The organism is Nocardia sp. NPDC004573 (assembly GCF_053602135.1).
This window is the reverse complement of record NZ_JBSGDA010000001.1, coordinates 451,286-469,043: the sequence shown is the minus strand read 5'-3', so window position 1 is coordinate 469,043 and position 17,758 is coordinate 451,286. Positions and strand designations below refer to the sequence as shown.

Genomic DNA, 17,758 nt, shown 5'->3' with positions numbered 1-17,758 from the left:
TCTCGAAGAAGGGGTCACCCGCAGATGTGATCCTGATCACTTCACCTTAAGCGTGCCCGGCGGCATCCTCAAGAGCCGCCGGACCGGCCGCGCCGCGCCGCGCGACCAGCCAGTCGTACCAGGTGGACAGGCCCGCACCGCTGCTCACCGACAGCGGGAGGACCTCGACGCCGGGGTGTATCGAATGGATGTATTCCCGGCATCGGTCCAGGTCGAAATCGACATACGGCAGCAGGTCGATCTTGTTCACCAGCACCAGTCCCGCCGCCTGGAACATGTGCGGATACTTCAGCGGCTTGTCGGTCCCCTCGGTCACCGAGACGACCACCACCTTCTCCCGCTCCCCCAGGTCGAACAGCGCCGGGCAGACCAGGTTGCCGACGTTCTCCACGAACAGCAGCGTGCCCGGCGCGGGGTCGAGCGCCTCCAGCGCGCGGTACATCATCTCGGCGTCCAGGTGGCATCCCGCCCCGGTGTTGACCTGCACGACGCGACACCCCGTGGCCTTGATCCGCTCGGCGTCCAGCAGCGTGGCCTGGTCACCCTCGATCACCGCGACCGGAGACTGACCGGATTCACGGATGGTGCGTTCCAGCAGCGTGGTCTTGCCCGCGCCCGGCGAACTGGTCATGTTGAGCGCGACGATGCCGCGCTCGGCCAGCCAGGCCCGGTTGCGCTGCGCCAGTTCGTCGTTCTTGGCCAGGACCTTCAGCTCCAGGGTGACCGTCTCGGTGACGGGCAGGTGCACGTGATCGGCGTCCGGGCCGTGCTCGTGCTCGTGCTCGTGCTCGTGCTCGTGCTCGTGCTCGTGCGGATGGTGGTGGTGTCGTTCCGCCGCGTGCGCGTGCTCATGCTCGTCGGCGTGCCGATGGTCGTGCGGGACGCGAATCAGCGCGGCGGCGTCGTCGCCGCACCCGCAGGTTGCGCACATGCCTCACTCACCTCCATGGATCGGATACGCAGCTCGCGCCCGGAGCGGATCTCGACGTCGGCGCTGCCGCAGGGACACAGCAGGATCGGGTCTCGCAGGCGGAAATCGGCGCCGCAGGTCCGGCAGGCCGCGACCCCGGGAATCTCCACCAGGACCAGCTCGGCGCCCTCGGCGACGGTCGCCTCGGCCGCCACCTCGAAACAGAACCGCATGGCATCCGGCACGACGGCGCACAGCGCGCCGACCTCGACGGTCACGGAGTGGACCCGTCGGCCCGCCGCGTGCTCACAGACCGCGTCGATGACGCTGTGCGTGATGGCCATCTCGTGCATCCCGACCTCGATTCCTCGAGTGGACAATCTTGAGGCTACTCCTGGGCAAATATTCGGGAGGCGAAACGTCGATGCTTCATCGGCACGTCAGGGCGCCGGCGAAGCCGCGGCCGGGACCTCCCTCCGGATCCCCGACGCGCGGCAGCGAACATCTCATGCGCTTACCCGTGAACCGATACCGATCCGGCACACCCGCGTCGTCGGCAACGGGTGGGAGGTTCAGTCGTGGTCGACCGCGGTGCGGACCGCGCCGCTGTTCGCATCGATCGTCACGTCGTGCGCCACGCCCGCGGGCGTGACGACCTCGACTTCCCATACCGGGACGCCGCGCTCGGTGTCGAATTCGGCGGACCGGACGCGCCCGCCCGGCACGGCCTCGAGCGCCTTGTCGATGGCCTGCTGCCTGCTGACGCCGGTGTCGGCGACCAGCGACCAGTCCCCCGCGGACGAGCGGAAGGCGACGGTGTGGTCGTCCGGACCACCGGTGGCGACCGTGGCCAGAACGACGCTCAGGCCGACGACGGCAGCCGCGACGGCCGTGCCGACGAGGAGCCAGCGGAACCCGGCGTAGGCACGGCGGAATACGGTTGTCATGGGAAACCTCCTGCGGGAGTGCTGCTTCGGAATGCGTTCACCTTGTCGCACGGAGCTGAAGGTCCGCTGAAGCGACCTGAAGACGGTTTCAGGATCGGTCTGCCACTCTTGGTGGATGCGTCTGCTGATCGTCGAGGATGAGAAACGTTTGGCTCTCACACTGGCAAAAGGCTTGTCCGCCGAGGGTTTCGCCGTGGATGTGGTGCACGACGGCGCCGAAGGCCTGCATCTGGCGACCACCACCGACTACGACTTGATCATCCTCGACATCATGCTGCCCGGCATGAACGGCTACCGGGTCTGCGCCGCGCTGCGCGCCGGGGGGCACGAGACGCCGGTGCTCATGCTGACGGCGAAAGACGGCGAGTACGACGAAGCCGAGGGCCTCGACACCGGGGCGGACGACTACCTCAGCAAGCCGTTCTCCTATCTGGTGCTCCTGGCCCGCATCCGGGCCCTGTTGCGCCGCCGAACCCGCGGTGGCGCACGGGTGCTGCGCGTCGGCGACCTCATCGTGGACCCCGGCACCCGGACCTGCCGCCGCGGCGCGGACGAGGTGACGCTGACCGCCAAGGAGTTCGCCGTGCTCGAGCACCTGGCCGTGCGCGCCGGAGAAGTGGTGTCGAAGGCCGACATCCTGCACCACGTCTGGGACTTCGCCTACGACGGCGATCCGAACATCGTCGAGGTCTACATCAGCACCCTGCGCCGCAAGATCGACGCGCCGTTCGGGCGCCGTTCGATCACCACCGTCCGCGGCGCGGGCTACCGACTGGCAGCAGACCGTGCCTGAGCGAAACAGGCGCACCTGGTGGCGTTCGGTTCGCACGCACACCACGGTGGCGGCGACGGCTGTGGTGGCGGTGGCGCTGACGGCGGCGGGGTTGACGGTGCTGGCGGTGCTGCGGCACAACTTGATCCACAGCGCGGAAGTGCAGGCGGAAACCACCGCGCACGACGTGGCGGCCCAGCTCGTGGCGGGCGCGGATCCCGCTCGCTTGCGACTTCCCGACGCCGAAAATGAACCGGTGCAGATCGTTTCGCTCGACCGCCGGGTTCTCGCCGCCGACGACGACCTCGCGGGGAAACCGCCGATGGCCGACTTCGGACCGTATTCGAAGGGCGCTGCGGACGAGGAAGAAGAAGAGGAAGAGGAAGACGAAGAAGACGACGAGGACGAAGAGGACGACGACGAAAGCTCCTCGCCGCCCATGGATCCCTCCTCGGCCGAACCCGAATTCGGCGACGTATGGCTGACGGTCGACGCCGAGGACGGACCACACCCGTTCCGCGTCGCCGCCCTCGCGGTGCGAACCCCTGGCGGGCAGCCTGCCACCGTCTACGCGGGTTCCTCACTGGAGACCGCCCACAGCGCGGTGGCGGACGCGCGGCAGGCGATGCTGATCGGCCTGCCGCCGCTGCTCACGGTGGTGGCCCTGGTGACCTGGCTGGTCACCCGGCGCGCCCTGCGCCCGGTGGAGGCGATCCGCAGGCAGCTCGCCGAGATCGTGGACGGCGATCTCTCCCGGCGCGTGCCGGAACCGGGCTCTCGCGACGAGATCGGCAGGTTGGCGAGCACCACCAACGCCACGCTCGCCGCGCTGGAGGAATCCACCGAACGCCAGCGCCGGTTCATCGCCGACGCCGCCCACGAGTTGCGCAGCCCCATCGCGAGCCTGCGCACCCAGCTCGAGGTGGCCCAAGCACATCCCGAATTGCTGGAACTGGACGGGCTGATCGGTGACACCATCCGGCTGGAACATCTCGCGGCCGACCTGCTGCTGCTGGCCCGGCTCGACGCGGGCGAACAACCGCGCGCCGATCGGGTGGACTTGACCGTTCTGGTCCGCGAGGAGTTGGAGCACCGCGTCCGCGACCGGGTCGCGGTGCAGATCGCGACGCCGGAGCAGGCCGTAGCGGTGATCGGAAGCCGTACCCAGCTGGCTCGCGTCCTGGGCAACCTCGTCGACAACGCCCAACGGCATGCCGCGAGCACCGTCCGCGTCGCCGTGGACCGCGACGCCGACGGGCGGGTGGTGCTGTCGGTCGCCGACGACGGCCCGGGTGTGCCGCCCGCCGAGCGCGACCGCGTCTTCCAGCGCTTCGTCCGCCTGGACGACGCGCGCAGCCGCGACGAGGGTGGCGCGGGTCTCGGCCTGGCCATCGTCCGCGACGTCGTCGAACGCCACGGGGGAACCATTCACGTCACCGATGCGGCACCCGGCGCCCGCTTCGTGGTCACGCTGCCCGCGGCCGGTGAGTGAACCCGGGCACGCTACGAGTTTCGGCGCCATGCCACGACTCGTGCGGCCGCCGCTCAACCGGCAAGTGCGCTGCGCAGACTGTTCAGGACGACCCGACGCGCGGCGCGACCTTCCGGCGTGGGGGTCAGCGGATAGACATGCGGCAGGCCGGGGCCCTCGTGATAATCCACCGCGACCCCGGCGCCGCGAGCCGCCTCCACCAGCAGGCGGGTGTCCGGGTACAGGATGTCGTCGGTGCCGCAGAACACCGTCAACGGCCCCAGCCCGCGCGGGTCGGCGGCGAGCGGGCTGACCCGCGGGTCGGCGATGCCGAGATCGCCGCGCCAGTGCTCGATGAACACCCGGGATCCCGCGACGCCCAGCCACGGGTCCCGCGGCTGCACCACAGCGATCTCGGGGTTGGTCAGCGAGAGGTCGAGAGCGGGCGCGATCAGCACGGTGCCCGGCAGTCGCACCGAGGACTCGTCGCGCAGCACCAGCGCGGTCGACAGAGCGATCTGCCCACCGGCGGAATCTCCCGCCAGGCAGACGTTTCGGTACGTTTCCCGGTTGGCGAGCACCAGATCCGCGAAGCCGCGCACGACCGGCCCGGCCGTCCCGAACGGGACCAGCGGATAGATCGGCACCGTCACGGCCGCACCGGTGTCGGCGGCGACGGCCGCGCACAGCGCCCAGTGCTGCGGAGCGATCTCGTGCACCCAGCCGCCACCGTGCGCGTAGACGACGTTGCCCCGCGGCGGCCGCCCGCGCGGAGCGAGCGTGTAGACCGGCCAGCCGCCGCGCCGGTCCACCGCGATCGCCACATCGGCGCGCAGCCGGCGCGGCGGGCCATAGCGCCGTGGCCGCACGCTCAGGTCGCGGACTCGCTCGCGCGCCGCGTCGGCATCGACGAACACACGATTGGCGCGCGTCGCCTTCAGATATCCGCGCACGACCTGGTTGGCCAGACTCGGCATCACATCTCCTCCGCTCCGGGCCGTGGACGGACGACGAATCCGCCGGCACCTCGGGAGGCGATTGTGCCGCAGACGACGCCCGGGCCGGCGGCAGATGTCGGCCCGAGCCGGAATCGCCGTCGGCTCAGGACAGTTTCAGGCTGCGCCCGATGATTTCCTTCATGATCTCGGTGGTGCCGCCGTAGATGGTCTGGATGCGAGCGTCCATGTAGGCCTTGGCGATCGGGTATTCCTTCATGTAGCCGTATCCGCCGTGCAGCTGCAGGCAGCGGTTGATCAGGTCGAGCTGTTCCTCGGTACTCCACCACTTGGCCATCGCCGCGTCCTCGGCGGTCAGCTTGCCCTCGTTGAGCAGTTCGATGAACTTGTCCACCATCAGGCGCACCGCGGTGGTCTTGGTGGCCAGTTCGGCGAGCACGAAGCGGGTGTTCTGCAGCGCGCCGATCGGCTTACCGAACGCCTTGCGGTCACGGACGTACTGCACGGTCATGTCCAGGCAGGACTCCATCGCCGCCGCCGCCATGACGGCGATCGACAGGCGTTCCTGCGGCAGGTTCTGCATGAGGTGGATGAAGCCCATGCCCTCGGTGCCGAGCAGGTTCTTGCCGGGCACGCGGACGTCGGTGAAGCTCAGTTCAGCGGTGTCCTGGGCCTTGAGGCCGAGCTTGTCCAGGTTGCGGCCGCGCTCGAAACCGGACATGCCGCGCTCGACCACGAACAGGCTGAAGCCCATCGCGCCCTTCTCCGGGTCGGTCTGCGCCACCACGATCACGATGTCGGAGTTGATGCCGTTGGTGATGAAGGTCTTGGCGCCGTTGAGGATCCAGTCGTCCCCGTCGCGCACCGCGCGGGTCTTGATGCCCTGCAGGTCCGAACCGGTGCCCGGCTCGGTCATCGCGATCGCGGTGATGATCTCGCCGGCGCAGAAGCCGGGCAACCAGCGCTGCTTCTGCTCGTCGTTGGCCAACTCGAGCAAGTAAGGCGCGATCACATCGTTGTGCAGCGAGAAGCCGAGGCCGGAGTACTGACCGCGCACGCACTCCTCGGAAACGATGGCGTTGTAGCGGAAATCCTTCACCCCGCCGCCGCCGTACTGCTCCGGCATGGCCATGCCGAGGAAGCCCTGCTTGCCCGCCTCGAGCCAGACCTCCCGGTCGACGATGCCCTGCTCCTCCCACTTCGCGTGATTCGGCGCGACGTACTGATCGAGAAACTTGCGGAACGACTCCCGGAACAGTTCGTGCTCGGGTTCGAACAGTGTGCGTTCCACGCCAACCTCCTAGTGACCACACCGGCCGGTCCACACCGACCAGTCGTTGCCCCATACCGTACCCGGAAGGAGAATCTCTGTTCACTTCTGGGGCCAGAATCATGGTCTCACCAGGAGCGGCGAACCGGGTCGAGATCAGCGGACGAGATTCCCGGCAAACGGGTAAGGCTCCGGACGGCTGGGAGCGAGCACCCGCAGACGTGATGCCGAAGGCCGCCGATTCGCGGGCGACCATCGACAACCGCCGAAGCCGAGCCGGGCGAAGCGCCGACAGCCGCGTCGGCACGGCTCACCGCTCACAACCGTTGCGCGGGATCACCCGTCGGCACGTCGGTACCAGCGCCAACGCGACCGCGTCGTCGCCGTCATCGGCGGGCGCGAACGGGCGGTAGGTGGTGGCGACCGCGCGGGCCGCGCTGTCGGCGTCGGTGTAAGTGATGCCGGTCAGCGGCCCCTGGTGATCCGCATTGCGGCGGTGGCAGCGTGGGCCGGTGGTGATCGAAGTAGGTGCGAGCAGTCCGGCCCAGCGGGGCCCAACGATCCCGGTCGTGCGCGAGTCCGCGGCCTCGGTGTACGTAACAGCCGGCCGAACCTCCGCCGGTACGACCGAACTCATGCCGCGAAAAGATGCGGCCGTCGAACCCGTTCCGACGACTCGGCCTGCCGACACCGCGCAAATCCCGGCTCACGGCGGTGACGTGTCGCCGGGAAGTTCTTCGCGGAGGACGCTGATCGAGCGAGGAAACGGTCGAGCCATGAACTGGCCGACGGCTGATCGCCACTACGTGACGAGCCGTGCTCGCAGCACCGCGCCGACGTTCACCGATCGAGCCCTCGCGACGACCGCCGGAGCTGTCAGCGCGTCAGCCAGCCGCGCAAGCGGCCCACCAAAGTGCGGCCTTCGTCGCGCGCGCGTTCGGCGAAAAGGAAGTTCATCTCCTCCTCGAGGGCCTTGCGTACAACGTCGCGGAACTCCGTGGCGGCGGCGTGCATATCGCCGGCGTTGCGCCAGGGCGCCGGGTCGATGGGCGCGCCCGCGGAGAAGTAGAAGCGCTCCGGGCGGGGAATCACGGTGGGGCCGACGCCGCGGATGAGCGGCGGCGTGAGGTCACGGCTGAGCCCGAGCGCTTCCACGGTCCAGCGCAACGGGCGCAGCAGCGGATGGTCACCGTCCACCACGATGTCGAAGGCGTCGTCGACGCCGATCATCGCCACCGGGACGATGGGCGCACCCGCTTCGATGGCCATGCGCGCGAAACCGCTGCGGCCCTCCCATTTCAGCAGGTACTTCTCGTTCTTGCGGCGGACCGCCTCCCGGCCGCCGCCGGGGAACACCATCACGGCCTCGCCGCGCCGCAGCAGGGCCAGGCAGTTGGACCGGGTACCGCGCACCGCGCCGTAGTGGTGCAGCAAGTGCCGGACACCGGGCACATTGATCAGCACGTTTTCGGCGAGCCCGCGGATCAGGCGGCCCCGGCGGCGCAGCACCTCGGGCAGCAGCATCGGCGCGTCGATGCCGCCCAGCAGGTTGTGGTTACCGACCAGCAGCACCGGGCCGTCGGCCGGGATGTTCTCCAGGCCGTAGAAACGCGGACTGGTCCACGCCCGCAGCGGGGCGAGCACGGTGTCGATCACCCGCAGATCGGTGTCGGTCAGCGAAACCGACAGCGGCGCTCCGTCGGTGAGCGCCGGGTCGGCGCTGTTCGCGGCGCCGGAGCGCCGGGTGCGGGAATCGGAGCGGGCGTCCGACATGAACCCTCCTGGTGTCGATTCGATGACGATAGCGCAACGAAATCGACTGCGTCGCATCGGATGTGCGCGTCACGTCACGACACGCCTGACCCGGTCGAACGACCAGCTCATTCACCGTCCAGGGCAAGCCCGTCGCGAACGCACAGTCCCCAGGCGCTGAGCGGGGCCGTCGGCGCGTCGCTCCGATGCCCGCCCACACCCCGCGGAACCCCGAGCGACGCAGAGTTCGGCGATCCCACGACATAGCAGGACCGTCCTCACTCTTGCCGACGCCTCCGGCGCCCCATCGCACGTGCCGGGCGCGGGCTCCGTCGACTCGGCGACCGAGGCGGCCACACCACAACCAGCGCGCAGTCTCGCCGCGGAGCCGACGCCGCCAGGCATCCGGGTCATCTTTCGTCAGCCCTGGCTGCGAAGCGCCGCCCTCGTTCCGCGCGAACGTCTGTCGGGGGGTCGATGGCGGCGCGCACGATGCGCTCGCAAACCAGCGCGCGCGAATACGCGGCAGAAGTCACGGCTCATGAAACGCCGGCTCGCCTACTCCTGCGTCCCGGTGGTGCCCGCATGCGCGTACTCCGACAGAGCGGCAGCGAGGGCATGCGGGACGCGTGCGTGAACGCGGGTTCCGCCCTCCTCGTGGTCCGAACCGAGGATGCGCCCGTCGGCGTGGATGCGGGCGAGCAGGTCGCCGCGCGTGTACGGCAGCAGCACGCTGATCTCCACATCCAAGCCGCCCAGCATTTCGGCGAGCCGCTCGCGCAGCGCGTCGATGCCCTGGCCGCTGTGCGCGGAGACGAACGACGCGTCCGGCAGCAGCGCACGCAGGTTCGTCAGCTCGGTCGGACCCATCGCGTCGGTCTTGTTCACCACCAGCAGTTCCGGCGGGGCGGTCGTGCCGGACTCCTTGATCACGTCCGTGATGACCTCGCGGACCGCCTTGATCTGCTCGGCGGGCAGCGCGTCGGAGCCGTCCACCACGTGCAGCAGCAGATCGGCGCCGGTCACCTCCTCCAAGGTGGAGCGGAACGCCTCGACCAGCTGGGTCGGCAGATGCCGCACGAAGCCGACGGTGTCGGTGAAGACGACCTCGCGCCCGTCGTCCAGCTCGGCCCGGCGGGTGGTCGGATCCAGGGTGGCGAACAGCGCGTCCTGCACCAGTACGCCGGAGCCCGTGAGCTCGTTCATCAGGCTCGACTTGCCCGCGTTGGTGTAACCGACGATCGCTACGGACGGGATGCCGCTGGACGTACGGCGCGCCCGCATGGTGTCGCGCGCCGTCTTCATCTCCCGGATCTCCCGGCGCAGCTTGGCCATGCGCTCGCGGATGCGGCGACGATCGGTTTCGATCTTCGTCTCGCCGGGACCACGCAGACCCACACCGCCGTTGCTGCCCGCGCGACCACCGGCCTGGCGGGACATCGACTCACCCCAGCCGCGCAGCCGGGGCAGCATGTACTCCATCTGTGCCAGCGAAACCTGCGCCTTGCCCTCCCGGGAGGTGGCGTGCTGGGCGAAGATGTCCAGGATCAGCGCGGTCCGGTCGACCACCTTGACCTTGACCACCTTCTCCAGAGCGGTCAGCTGTGCCGGGGTCAGCTCGCCGTCGCAGATGACGGTGTCGGCGCCGGTTTCCAGCACCACCGAGCGCAGCTCGTCGGCCTTGCCCGAGCCGATATAGGTGGCCGGATCCGGCCGGTCGCGGCGCTGGATCAGCGCTTCCAGCACCTCGGATCCCGCGGTCTCGGCGAGCGCCGCCAGTTCGGCCATGCTCGCCTCGGCCTGCGCGGCGGTTCCCGTGGTCCAGACACCGACCAGCACGACGCGCTCCAGGCGCAGCTGCCGGTACTCGACCTCGGTGATGTCGGCGAGTTCGGTGGACAGACCCGCGACCCGTCGTAACGAGCTGCGGTCCTCCAACTGGAGCTCGCCCACCGTCGGATCGGCCGACCAGCCCGATCGGTCCATCCTGGCTTTGTGCTCCGCGACGACGTCCCCGGTCACGGCGTCCGCGCCGGTCGCGTTGTCGTCGCCGGTCACGGCGTCGTCCGCCGCGGCGGCGGCGTCAGGCGCGTCCGCCGGAGTGAATTCATACGTCTCTGATTTCCTCATACACCATCCATGCTGCCACGACATCACCGCAGCACGCACCCGGTTATCGGCGCGCGGTGCCGCTCACAGTCCGTTCCACCACGATCCGGCGAGGCGGCCCGTGGCGACCAGCACCGACGGCCCGCGCAGCCAGGCCGTGCCACGCTCGAGGCCGACGGTCAGGTCGCCCCCTGGCACGCGGACCGTCACCCGGCCGGTGTCCTCGGCGATCCGGAAGCCGTCGGCGGCCAGCGCCGCGGCGGCCGCGGCGACGGTTCCCGTTCCGCAGGAACGGGTCTCGCCCACGCCGCGCTCGTAGACCCGCATATCGACCGACCTCTCGGCGTCCAGCGCGGTGACGATCTCGACGTTCACGCCGTGCGGGAACAGATCCGGGTCGAAGCCGGGCGGCACCGTCAGATCGAGCTTGCCGAGCGCGTCCGCGGACATCCCCGGATCGACGCAGGCCAGATGGGGATTGCCGACATCGATGCCGATTCCAGGCAGCGCCCAGCCCGCGATGGTCGCGGTGGAGGCGCCGAGTTCGCGCACCCGCCCCATGCCCACGGTGACGTCCCCGGTGACCGAGTTCCCGGCGTGCACCGTCACCGGGCGCGCCCCGGCGCGGCTGCCGACGACGAAGCTGTCGCGGGTCTCCAGTCCCGTCGCGGTCAAGTAGTGGGCGAACACGCGCACGCCGTTGCCGCACATCTCGGCGATCGAACCGTCGGCGTTGCGGTAGTCCATGAACCAGTCGTCGGCGCCGACCTCCTCCGGAATCTCCGCGAGCACACCGGCGGCCAGCAGCGCGCCGGCGCGCGCGACTCGCAGCACACCGTCCGCGCCGAGTCCGCGGCGGCGATCGCACAGCGCACCGACCTGCGCGGCCGTCAGCGCCAGGTCGGCCTGTGCGTCCGGCAGCACGACGAAGTCGTTCTGGGTGCCGTGGCCCTTGGTGAACTCGATGTCCGGCACGGGTGATGTCTCCCTATCTCGTCGTCATCTGGCAAACGTCCGGCGCTGCCGGGAAATTTCGTAGAGCGCCACCGCCGCGGCCGAGGGCGCCCCCAGCGAACTGGCCGTGCCGCCCATCGGAATGTGCACCAGGTCGTCGCAGGCCGCCTGCCAGGCGGAACTCATCCCGCTGGTCTCGTTGCCGACGACGAGAACGGTCGCTTCGGTGAAGTCGTAGTCGTAGGCGGCGTGCCTGCCGTGCTCGTCGGTCCCGACGATGCGGGTCGGGATACCGCGGCGCACCTGCCGGTTGCGGAACTCCAGCACCTGCGCGGGCCCGGCGGCGCGGAACACCGGCACGGCGAACAGCGAACCGGTCGAGGCGCGCACGGCCAGCGGGTCGTACTGGTCGGCGCCGTGCCCGGTGACGACGACCCCGCTGGCGCCGAACGCGTCCGCCGAGCGGATCAGCGTGCCCAGGTTACCCGGCGAATTCGGCCGGTCGAACACCACGACCACCGGCGCGTCCTCACCCGGCTCACCCGGCTCGAAAGTTTCCAGCTCCGGCTGCCGCGACTCCGCGACCGCCACCAGTTCCGGGATTCCCCCCGACTTCTCGCCGAGTTCGGCCATCAGCTCGGGGACCAAGCCGACCTGCGGCACGCCGCTGGTGTCCAGCACTTCGCGCGCCCAGCTCGACAGCTCCGGGCCGCCGAGCCGGTACAGCAGCGTCTCCAGCGGCCAGTCGTTGGCCATGGCCTGCGTGATCGGACGGACCCCTTGCACCAGGAAGCGGCCGTCGCGATGACGCTTGGTGCGGTTGTTGAGGTAGGCCTGCCACACCTGGACGGAGGCGTTGCGCGTGCTCACACGTCGGGTCACTGCGGGGTCCGTTCTTTCTCGTCGAGCAGGGCCAGCGCCGTCGCGGCCGGATGGGCGGCGGCCCCGTCCACCCACCGCACCCGAGGATCGCGGCGGAACCAGGAGCGTTGCCTGCGCACGTAGCGCCGGGTGCCGATCAGGGTGCGTTCCTGAGCGTGGTTCAGGTCGTATTCGTTGTCCAGATAGGCCAGGACTTGTGCGTAGCCGATGGCGCGGCGGGCCGTCACGCCATCGCGCAGGCCGCGCTCGATGAGGCCGCGCACCTCCTCCACCAGCCCGCCCTCGAACATCGCGGCGGTGCGCCGTTCGATGCGCGCGTCCAGGGCCGCGGTCTCCCGGTCGACGCCGATGACGACGGTGCCCCAGCGCGGCTGCCCGATCGTCGGCGCGGAGGCGGCGAACGGCCGTCCGGTGAGCTCCACGACCTCGAGCGCGCGCACCATCCGGCGGCCGTCGGTGGGCAGGATGGTGGCCGCGGCCACCGGATCGGCCGCGCGCAGTGCCGCGTGCACGGCGGCGACGCCCTCCTCGGCCAGCATCGCCTCCCAGCGCGCCCGGACCGCCGGGTCGGTGGCCGGGAACTCCCACTGGTCCAGCAACGCTTGGACGTACATCATCGACCCGCCCACGATGACAGGCACCCGGCCGCGCCGCATGATCGCGACGACGTCCGCGGCGGCCGCCGCTTGATAGGCGGCGACGGACGCGGTGTCGGTCACCTCCAGCACGTCGAGTTGATGGTGTGGAATACCCCGGCGCTGCTCGATGGGCAGCTTGGCGGTGCCGATGTCCATGCCCCGATACAGCTGCATCGCGTCGATGTTCACGATCTCGCCGCCGAGTCGTTCGGCCAGGTCGAGCGCGAGATCCGATTTGCCGGTGGCAGTCGGGCCGACCACCGCGATCGGCGTGATGGAGTCCGTCACGACGCATCGTCTCCCGCGGGCCGCCAGAGGCTCACGTGGTAGCCGACCCCGAACGGGGCGTCGCGGTAGCGCGTCTCGACCAGCGGGTCGGCGCGGAACAGCCCGGCCAGCACCTGGTAGGCGGCGCGTCCCGCGATGCCCAGCTCGCCGCACAGGCCGGGATCGAGCGCCCACAGCGCGGCGCGATCGCCCGTGGCCAAGGCGTGGTCCAGGCGGTCCTGCACCGGACGGGCCCGTTCGTCCAGGTAGCCGGGCGCTGCGGTGGACAGTGTCGCCGCGCCGTCGGCGACGACGAGCACACCGCGCGGCGCGACGTCGCCGTCCAGCGCCACACGCGTCTTCGCCCCGGACTCGCGGCAGTGCTCCGGCGTCGCGTCCACGGGCATCACTCGCGCCTCGGCGATCGCGCCGGGGGCGACCTGTCCGCGCAGCCAGCCGCCGATCAGCACGGCCAACGGCAGGTCGACGTCGGCCCGCCCTGGTCCCGCGACCGCCGCACCGGAAAGGCCGACCCGCACGTCCGCGCCGAATCCGCGGAACGTGCCGACGGTCTCCGGACCGAATGTCCGCTCATCCGCGCCGACGCCGATCACCGTCCAGCGGTCCGCCGCGGCCGCGACGACGCCCACGGCGTCGAGCACGGCGGACCGCAGCACCGCGCGCGGGTCCGGATCGCCTGTTCCCGCCTCGTCCGCCACGCCGCCGCACAGCTCGGGGACCAGCACGGGCGGCGACGGAACGAGGGCGGCGACGGAGAACACGTCGTAACCGTAGTCGTTGCCGGGACCACCGGTACCGCCCGGCTTCGAGTGTCTCTCCCGGAAACACCGCCGGGATTGATAGTGTTCGAGGAGCTACAACCCAGGTCATCAGGGGTTGAAAACCCCCGGGATTCCTCCTCGGGAAGGCGTGGGTCGATGGTCACAAGGGCTCGGACCGGGTTGAATGGGATGAGCTAGGGCGTAATCAGGCAGCCGTGACGCGCGGCAGGGACGAGGAAAAATGACCGACAGCAACGGAACCGCGAAAGCCGGCCCCGGCAAGATGCCCCGTTCTTCCGGTGCCCCGAAACCGGGCCGCTCGATTCCACCGCCCAAGCCGCACGCGGTCAAACCCGCCCCTGGCCCGGCCCAGCAGCATCCCCATCCCGTCGTCGTGCCCACCGTCTCCGATCCGAGCCTGTGGGGCCGGGTCGACGAGGACGGTACCGCCTGGGTGAAGACCGTTGAGGGCGAACGGCAGGTCGGCTCGTGGCAGGCCGGTGACGCCACGGAAGGCCTGGCGCACTTCGGCCGCCGGTTCGACGATCTGGCCACCGAGGTCGCCCTACTGGAGGCGAGGCTGGCCGCGGGGGCGGACGCCCGCAAGACCAAGGCCGCCGCCATGGCGCTGGCCGAGTCGTTGCCGACCGCCGCCGTCATCGGTGACATCGAGGGCCTGGCCCGGCGCTTGCAGGCCATCGCCGAGCATTCCGAAGAGGCCGCCGCACACGCGAAGGAAGAGAAGGAACGCGCCCGGCACGAGCACACCGAACGCAAGGAGGCGCTGGCCGCCGAGGCGGAGAAGATCGCCGCCGAGTCCACCCAGTGGAAGGCCGCGGGCGATCGGTTGCGCGAGATCCTCGACGAGTGGAAATCCATCCGCGGCGTGGACCGCAAGGTCGACGACGCGCTGTGGAAGCGCTACTCCAAGGCGCGCGAGGCGTTCAACCGCCGCCGCGGCGCGCACTTCGCCGAGCTGGACCGGGAACGGGCCGCCGCGAAAGCGCGCAAGGAAGAGCTGTGCGTGCAGGCCGAGGAGCTGTCCGGATCCACCGAGTGGGTGGCCACCGCGAGCGTCTTCCGCGACCTGCTCGCCGAGTGGAAGGCCGCGGGCCGCGCGCCGCGCGAGGCCGACGAGGCGCTGTGGCGGCGCTTCAAGAGCGCGCAGGACGTCTTCTTCGCCGCCCGCAACGCCGCCGTCTCCGAGCGCGACGCCGAGTTCGAGCAGAACGCGGCCGCCAAAGAGGAACTGCTGAGCGCCTACGCCTTCATCAATCCGTCCGCCGATCTGGAAACGGCCCGCAGCGCACTGCGCGAGCTCCAGGACAAGTGGGACGCCATCGGCAAGGTGCCGCGCGAGCGCATGCAGGAACTGGAAGGGAAACTGCGCGCGATCGAGAAGCGCGTGCGCGACGCCGCGGACGCGCAATGGCGGCGCACCGATCCGGAGGCGATGGCGCGTGCCGCGCAGTTCCGGGAGCGCGTGGCGCAGTTCGAGGAGCAGGCCGCGAAAGCGCAGGCCGCCGGCAATGCCCGGGATGCGGAGAAGGCGCTGGAGCAGGCCAAGCAGTGGCGGGAGTGGGCCGAGGCCGCCGAAGGCGCCGTCAGCAACCGGTGACGACGGAACCCCGCCCGGCCCAAGCCGGGCGGGGTTCGATCGTCCTGGTCAGGAATCGCCCATGAGGCGGCGGCGGTCGCGTTCCTCGGCGGCCGCCGCGGCGTTGCGGCGCTGCTCCTCAGCGGCCAAATGCAGCGCGGTGCGGCTCCACACCACGCGGATCCAATGGAAAGTGAGCACGACGGTGACGATCGCGCCCAGGATCAGCCCGATGCCGGGGCCCGCGCCGATGTAGTTGCCGACCCCGGGCGTCTGGCGGTGCCAGATGGAGAGCACGCCGAACACGCTCGCCACGGCGCTGCCCGCGACCGCGATCCAGGCCAGCACCCAGCGGCGGGTCATCAGCGCCAGCATCGAGAACCCGATGCCGAAGACCACGAGGAACCAGACGAAGACCCGCGAGGGCAGCCCGATGTGCTCGGCCCGCGCGACGTCGGTGTTCAACAGCACGTCGAAGCCGCGCGCCGCGCCCGCGTGCGACAGGACCAGCGACGCCAGCAGCAGGAATACCGCGCCGGCCACAACCATGGCGCGGACGCCCGGATCGATCTCGCCGGCGATTCTGCGCTCGACGGCGTCCAGATCGTCGCGGAACTGTTCGAAATCGCCGGTGCTCTCGACCGAGCTCACTGAGTCCTCGTTTCGTTCGTCGCCAGCGGGGCTCGCGGGCTCGTGCCCCGGGGTCGCCGCGGACGCGCGGCGCTTGTCGTCGCCGGACGCGGCACCTTCGGCGCCGCGGGCGGCGTCGTCGTTGTCGTCCGGGCGGGTGGTCATGCGCCGCAGCCGGTGGAGCAACTCGCGGCGGCCGGTTCCGGGGCGGGCGCGCCGATACGGGGCAGCCCCAGACCGACGCCGATCGGCGCGGTCTTCGGCGTCACACCGCGTTCGTGCGCGTCACCGGCACGGGTGCGGCGATGGGTCTTGATCGCGGAATCGGCGACCAGGTGGTGCGGCGCCGCGGCCGTGATGTCGACCGTGACCAGGTCACCGGGGCGGATCGGATCGGCGGTACCGCCCGGGCGGAAGTGCACCAGCCTGCCGTCGCGGGCGCGGCCGCTCATGCGCGCGGTCGCGGCGTTCTTCTTGCCCGCGCCCTCGGCCACCAGCAGCTCCACCTCGGTGCCGATCAGCTCCCGGTTGGCGGCCAAGGAGATCTCCTCCTGCAACGCGATGAGCCGGTCGTAGCGCTCCTGGACGACGGCCTTGGGCAGCTGGTCGGGCATGCCTGCGGCGGGCGTTCCGGGCCGCTTGGAGTACTGGAAGGTGTAGGCGCTGGTGAAGCGCGCCTGCCGGACCACGTCCAGGGTGTCCTGGAAGTCCTCCTCGGTCTCGCCCGGGAAGCCCACGATGATGTCGGTGGTGATCGCGGCGTGCGGCATCGCGGCGCGCACTTTGTCGATGATGCCGAGGTAGCGGGCTTTACGGTACGAGCGGCGCATCGCCTTGAGCACCCGATCCGAACCCGACTGCAGCGGCATGTGCAGCTGCGGGCAGATGTTCGGAGTCTCCGCCATCGCCTCGATCACATCGTCGGTGAACTCGGCCGGGTGCGGCGAGGTGAAGCGGACCCGTTCCAAGCCGTCGATGCGCCCGCACGCGCGCAACAGTTTGGCGAACGCGCCGCGGTCGCGCGGCTCGTTCGGATCGGCGAAGGACGCGCCGTAGGAGTTCACGTTCTGGCCGAGCAGCGTCACCTCGAGCACGCCTTGATCCACCAGCGCCTGCACCTCGGCGAGCACGTCGCCGGGGCGGCGGTCGACCTCCTTGCCGCGCAGGGCCGGAACGATGCAGAAAGTGCAGGTGTTGTTGCAGCCGACCGAGATGGAGACCCAGCCCGCGTAGGCGGACTCGCGCTTGGCGGGCAGCGTCGACGGGAACGCCTCCAGCGACTCCAGGATCTCCACCTGGGCTTCCCGGTTGTGGCGGGCCCGCTCCAACAGCACGGGCAGCGAGCCGATGTTGTGCGTGCCGAAGACCACGTCCACCCACGGCGCCTTGCGCACCACGACATCGCGGTCCTTCTGCGCCAGGCAGCCGCCGACGGCGATCTGCATGCCCGGATGGCCCGCCTTGACCGGCGCCAGATGTCCGAGCGTGCCGTAGAGCTTGTTGTCGGCGTTCTCGCGCACCGCGCAGGTGTTGAAGACGACGAGGTCGGCCGTCGCGCCGGGCGCGGCCTTCACGTAGCCCGCGTCCTCCAGCAAGCCCGACAAGCGTTCGGAATCGTGCACGTTCATCTGGCAACCGAAGGTGCGGACCTCGTAACTGCGTGCTGTGCCCTCGGCGGGAGCGGGAGCCAACACTGCCTGTCCGATCGAATCCACCCGTCCAGGGTACGGGGCGGGTGACGGTGGCTTTCGCGGGCATCGGCGCAGGCTCCGGGGCAGTCTTCGGCCGACTGCGGAGCAACCGGGAGGTTACGCCGAAGTG

General features: G+C 70.3%; 17 protein-coding genes. 3 read left to right on the top strand and 14 right to left on the bottom strand.

Annotated features, from left to right (window positions below; genetic code table 11):
• Positions 1–46 precede the first annotated feature (46 nt).
• From hypB to ACWEKR_RS02305, 3 genes are all read right to left on the bottom strand, one after another.
• Positions 47–931, bottom strand: a complete 885-nt coding sequence (gene hypB, locus ACWEKR_RS02315; protein ID WP_452352897.1) for a hydrogenase nickel incorporation protein HypB — start codon at positions 929–931, stop codon at positions 47–49.
• The gene (locus tag ACWEKR_RS02310; protein WP_452353092.1) at positions 889–1,263 is read right to left on the bottom strand and encodes a hydrogenase maturation nickel metallochaperone HypA/HybF; all 375 of its coding nucleotides are present in this window, start codon (positions 1,261–1,263) and stop codon (positions 889–891) included. Before ACWEKR_RS02310 ends, hypB begins: the two co-directional genes overlap by 43 nt.
• Positions 1,264–1,482: 219 nt before the next feature.
• Entirely contained in the window at positions 1,483–1,857 is a 375-nt protein-coding gene (locus ACWEKR_RS02305; protein ID WP_452352896.1) for a PepSY domain-containing protein, read from the bottom strand.
• Positions 1,858–1,972: 115 nt separating this feature from the next.
• Between ACWEKR_RS02305 and ACWEKR_RS02300 the strand changes: the two genes are divergently transcribed.
• The gene (locus ACWEKR_RS02300) at positions 1,973–2,650 is read left to right on the top strand and encodes a response regulator (RefSeq protein ID WP_159838160.1); all 678 of its coding nucleotides are present in this window, start codon (positions 1,973–1,975) and stop codon (positions 2,648–2,650) included.
• Complete coding sequence (locus ACWEKR_RS02295) at positions 2,643–4,121, top strand: sensor histidine kinase (protein WP_452352895.1); 1,479 nt, start codon at positions 2,643–2,645, stop codon at positions 4,119–4,121. Before ACWEKR_RS02300 ends, ACWEKR_RS02295 begins: the two co-directional genes overlap by 8 nt.
• Positions 4,122–4,174: 53 nt before the next feature.
• On the opposite strand, the gene ACWEKR_RS02290 is transcribed toward ACWEKR_RS02295, so the two are convergent.
• The 9 genes from ACWEKR_RS02290 to ACWEKR_RS02250 all read right to left on the bottom strand — a co-directional run bounded on the left by ACWEKR_RS02290 (position 4,175) and on the right by ACWEKR_RS02250 (position 13,710).
• Positions 4,175–5,077, bottom strand: coding sequence for an alpha/beta hydrolase fold domain-containing protein (locus tag ACWEKR_RS02290; protein WP_452352894.1), 903 nt, complete (start codon positions 5,075–5,077; stop codon positions 4,175–4,177).
• 124 nt (positions 5,078–5,201) lie between these two features.
• Positions 5,202–6,347, bottom strand: coding sequence for an acyl-CoA dehydrogenase family protein (locus tag ACWEKR_RS02285; protein ID WP_452352893.1), 1,146 nt, complete (start codon positions 6,345–6,347; stop codon positions 5,202–5,204).
• 289 nt (positions 6,348–6,636) lie between these two features.
• Positions 6,637–6,963: a hypothetical protein gene (locus tag ACWEKR_RS02280; RefSeq protein WP_452352892.1), complete on the bottom strand. Its 327-nt coding sequence runs from the start codon at positions 6,961–6,963 to the stop codon at positions 6,637–6,639.
• 239 nt (positions 6,964–7,202) lie between these two features.
• Positions 7,203–8,099, bottom strand: a complete 897-nt coding sequence (locus tag ACWEKR_RS02275; RefSeq protein ID WP_452352891.1) for a lysophospholipid acyltransferase family protein — start codon at positions 8,097–8,099, stop codon at positions 7,203–7,205.
• Positions 8,100–8,636: 537 nt separating this feature from the next.
• Entirely contained in the window at positions 8,637–10,064 is a 1,428-nt protein-coding gene (gene hflX, locus ACWEKR_RS02270; RefSeq protein WP_452353091.1) for a GTPase HflX, read from the bottom strand.
• A 207-nt stretch (positions 10,065–10,271) separates the two neighbouring features.
• Entirely contained in the window at positions 10,272–11,153 is an 882-nt protein-coding gene (dapF, locus tag ACWEKR_RS02265) for a diaminopimelate epimerase (RefSeq protein ID WP_452353090.1), read from the bottom strand.
• Between the two features lie 33 nt (positions 11,154–11,186).
• The gene (locus tag ACWEKR_RS02260; RefSeq protein WP_159838170.1) at positions 11,187–12,023 is read right to left on the bottom strand and encodes a TrmH family RNA methyltransferase; all 837 of its coding nucleotides are present in this window, start codon (positions 12,021–12,023) and stop codon (positions 11,187–11,189) included.
• Positions 12,020–12,949, bottom strand: a complete 930-nt coding sequence (miaA, locus tag ACWEKR_RS02255) for a tRNA (adenosine(37)-N6)-dimethylallyltransferase MiaA (RefSeq protein WP_452352890.1) — start codon at positions 12,947–12,949, stop codon at positions 12,020–12,022. The genes ACWEKR_RS02260 and miaA overlap by 4 nt, the downstream gene beginning before the upstream one ends.
• A complete protein-coding gene (locus ACWEKR_RS02250) occupies positions 12,946–13,710 on the bottom strand; it encodes a hypothetical protein (RefSeq protein ID WP_452352889.1) in 765 nt (254 codons plus the stop codon). The genes miaA and ACWEKR_RS02250 overlap by 4 nt, the downstream gene beginning before the upstream one ends.
• A gap of 241 nt (positions 13,711–13,951) precedes the next feature.
• On the opposite strand from ACWEKR_RS02250, the gene ACWEKR_RS02245 reads away from it, so the two are divergent.
• Positions 13,952–15,328: a DUF349 domain-containing protein gene (locus ACWEKR_RS02245; protein ID WP_452352888.1), complete on the top strand. Its 1,377-nt coding sequence runs from the start codon at positions 13,952–13,954 to the stop codon at positions 15,326–15,328.
• Between the two features lie 48 nt (positions 15,329–15,376).
• On the opposite strand, the gene ACWEKR_RS02240 is transcribed toward ACWEKR_RS02245, so the two are convergent.
• Together ACWEKR_RS02240 and miaB are read right to left on the bottom strand one after the other, a co-directional pair.
• Positions 15,377–16,102 carry an Rv2732c family membrane protein gene (locus tag ACWEKR_RS02240; RefSeq protein ID WP_452352887.1) on the bottom strand — a complete coding sequence of 242 codons (726 nt, stop codon included), beginning with the start codon at positions 16,100–16,102 and terminating at the stop codon, positions 15,377–15,379.
• Positions 16,099–17,652: a tRNA (N6-isopentenyl adenosine(37)-C2)-methylthiotransferase MiaB gene (miaB, locus tag ACWEKR_RS02235; protein ID WP_452352886.1), complete on the bottom strand. Its 1,554-nt coding sequence runs from the start codon at positions 17,650–17,652 to the stop codon at positions 16,099–16,101. The genes ACWEKR_RS02240 and miaB overlap by 4 nt, the downstream gene beginning before the upstream one ends.
• Positions 17,653–17,758 lie beyond the last annotated feature (106 nt).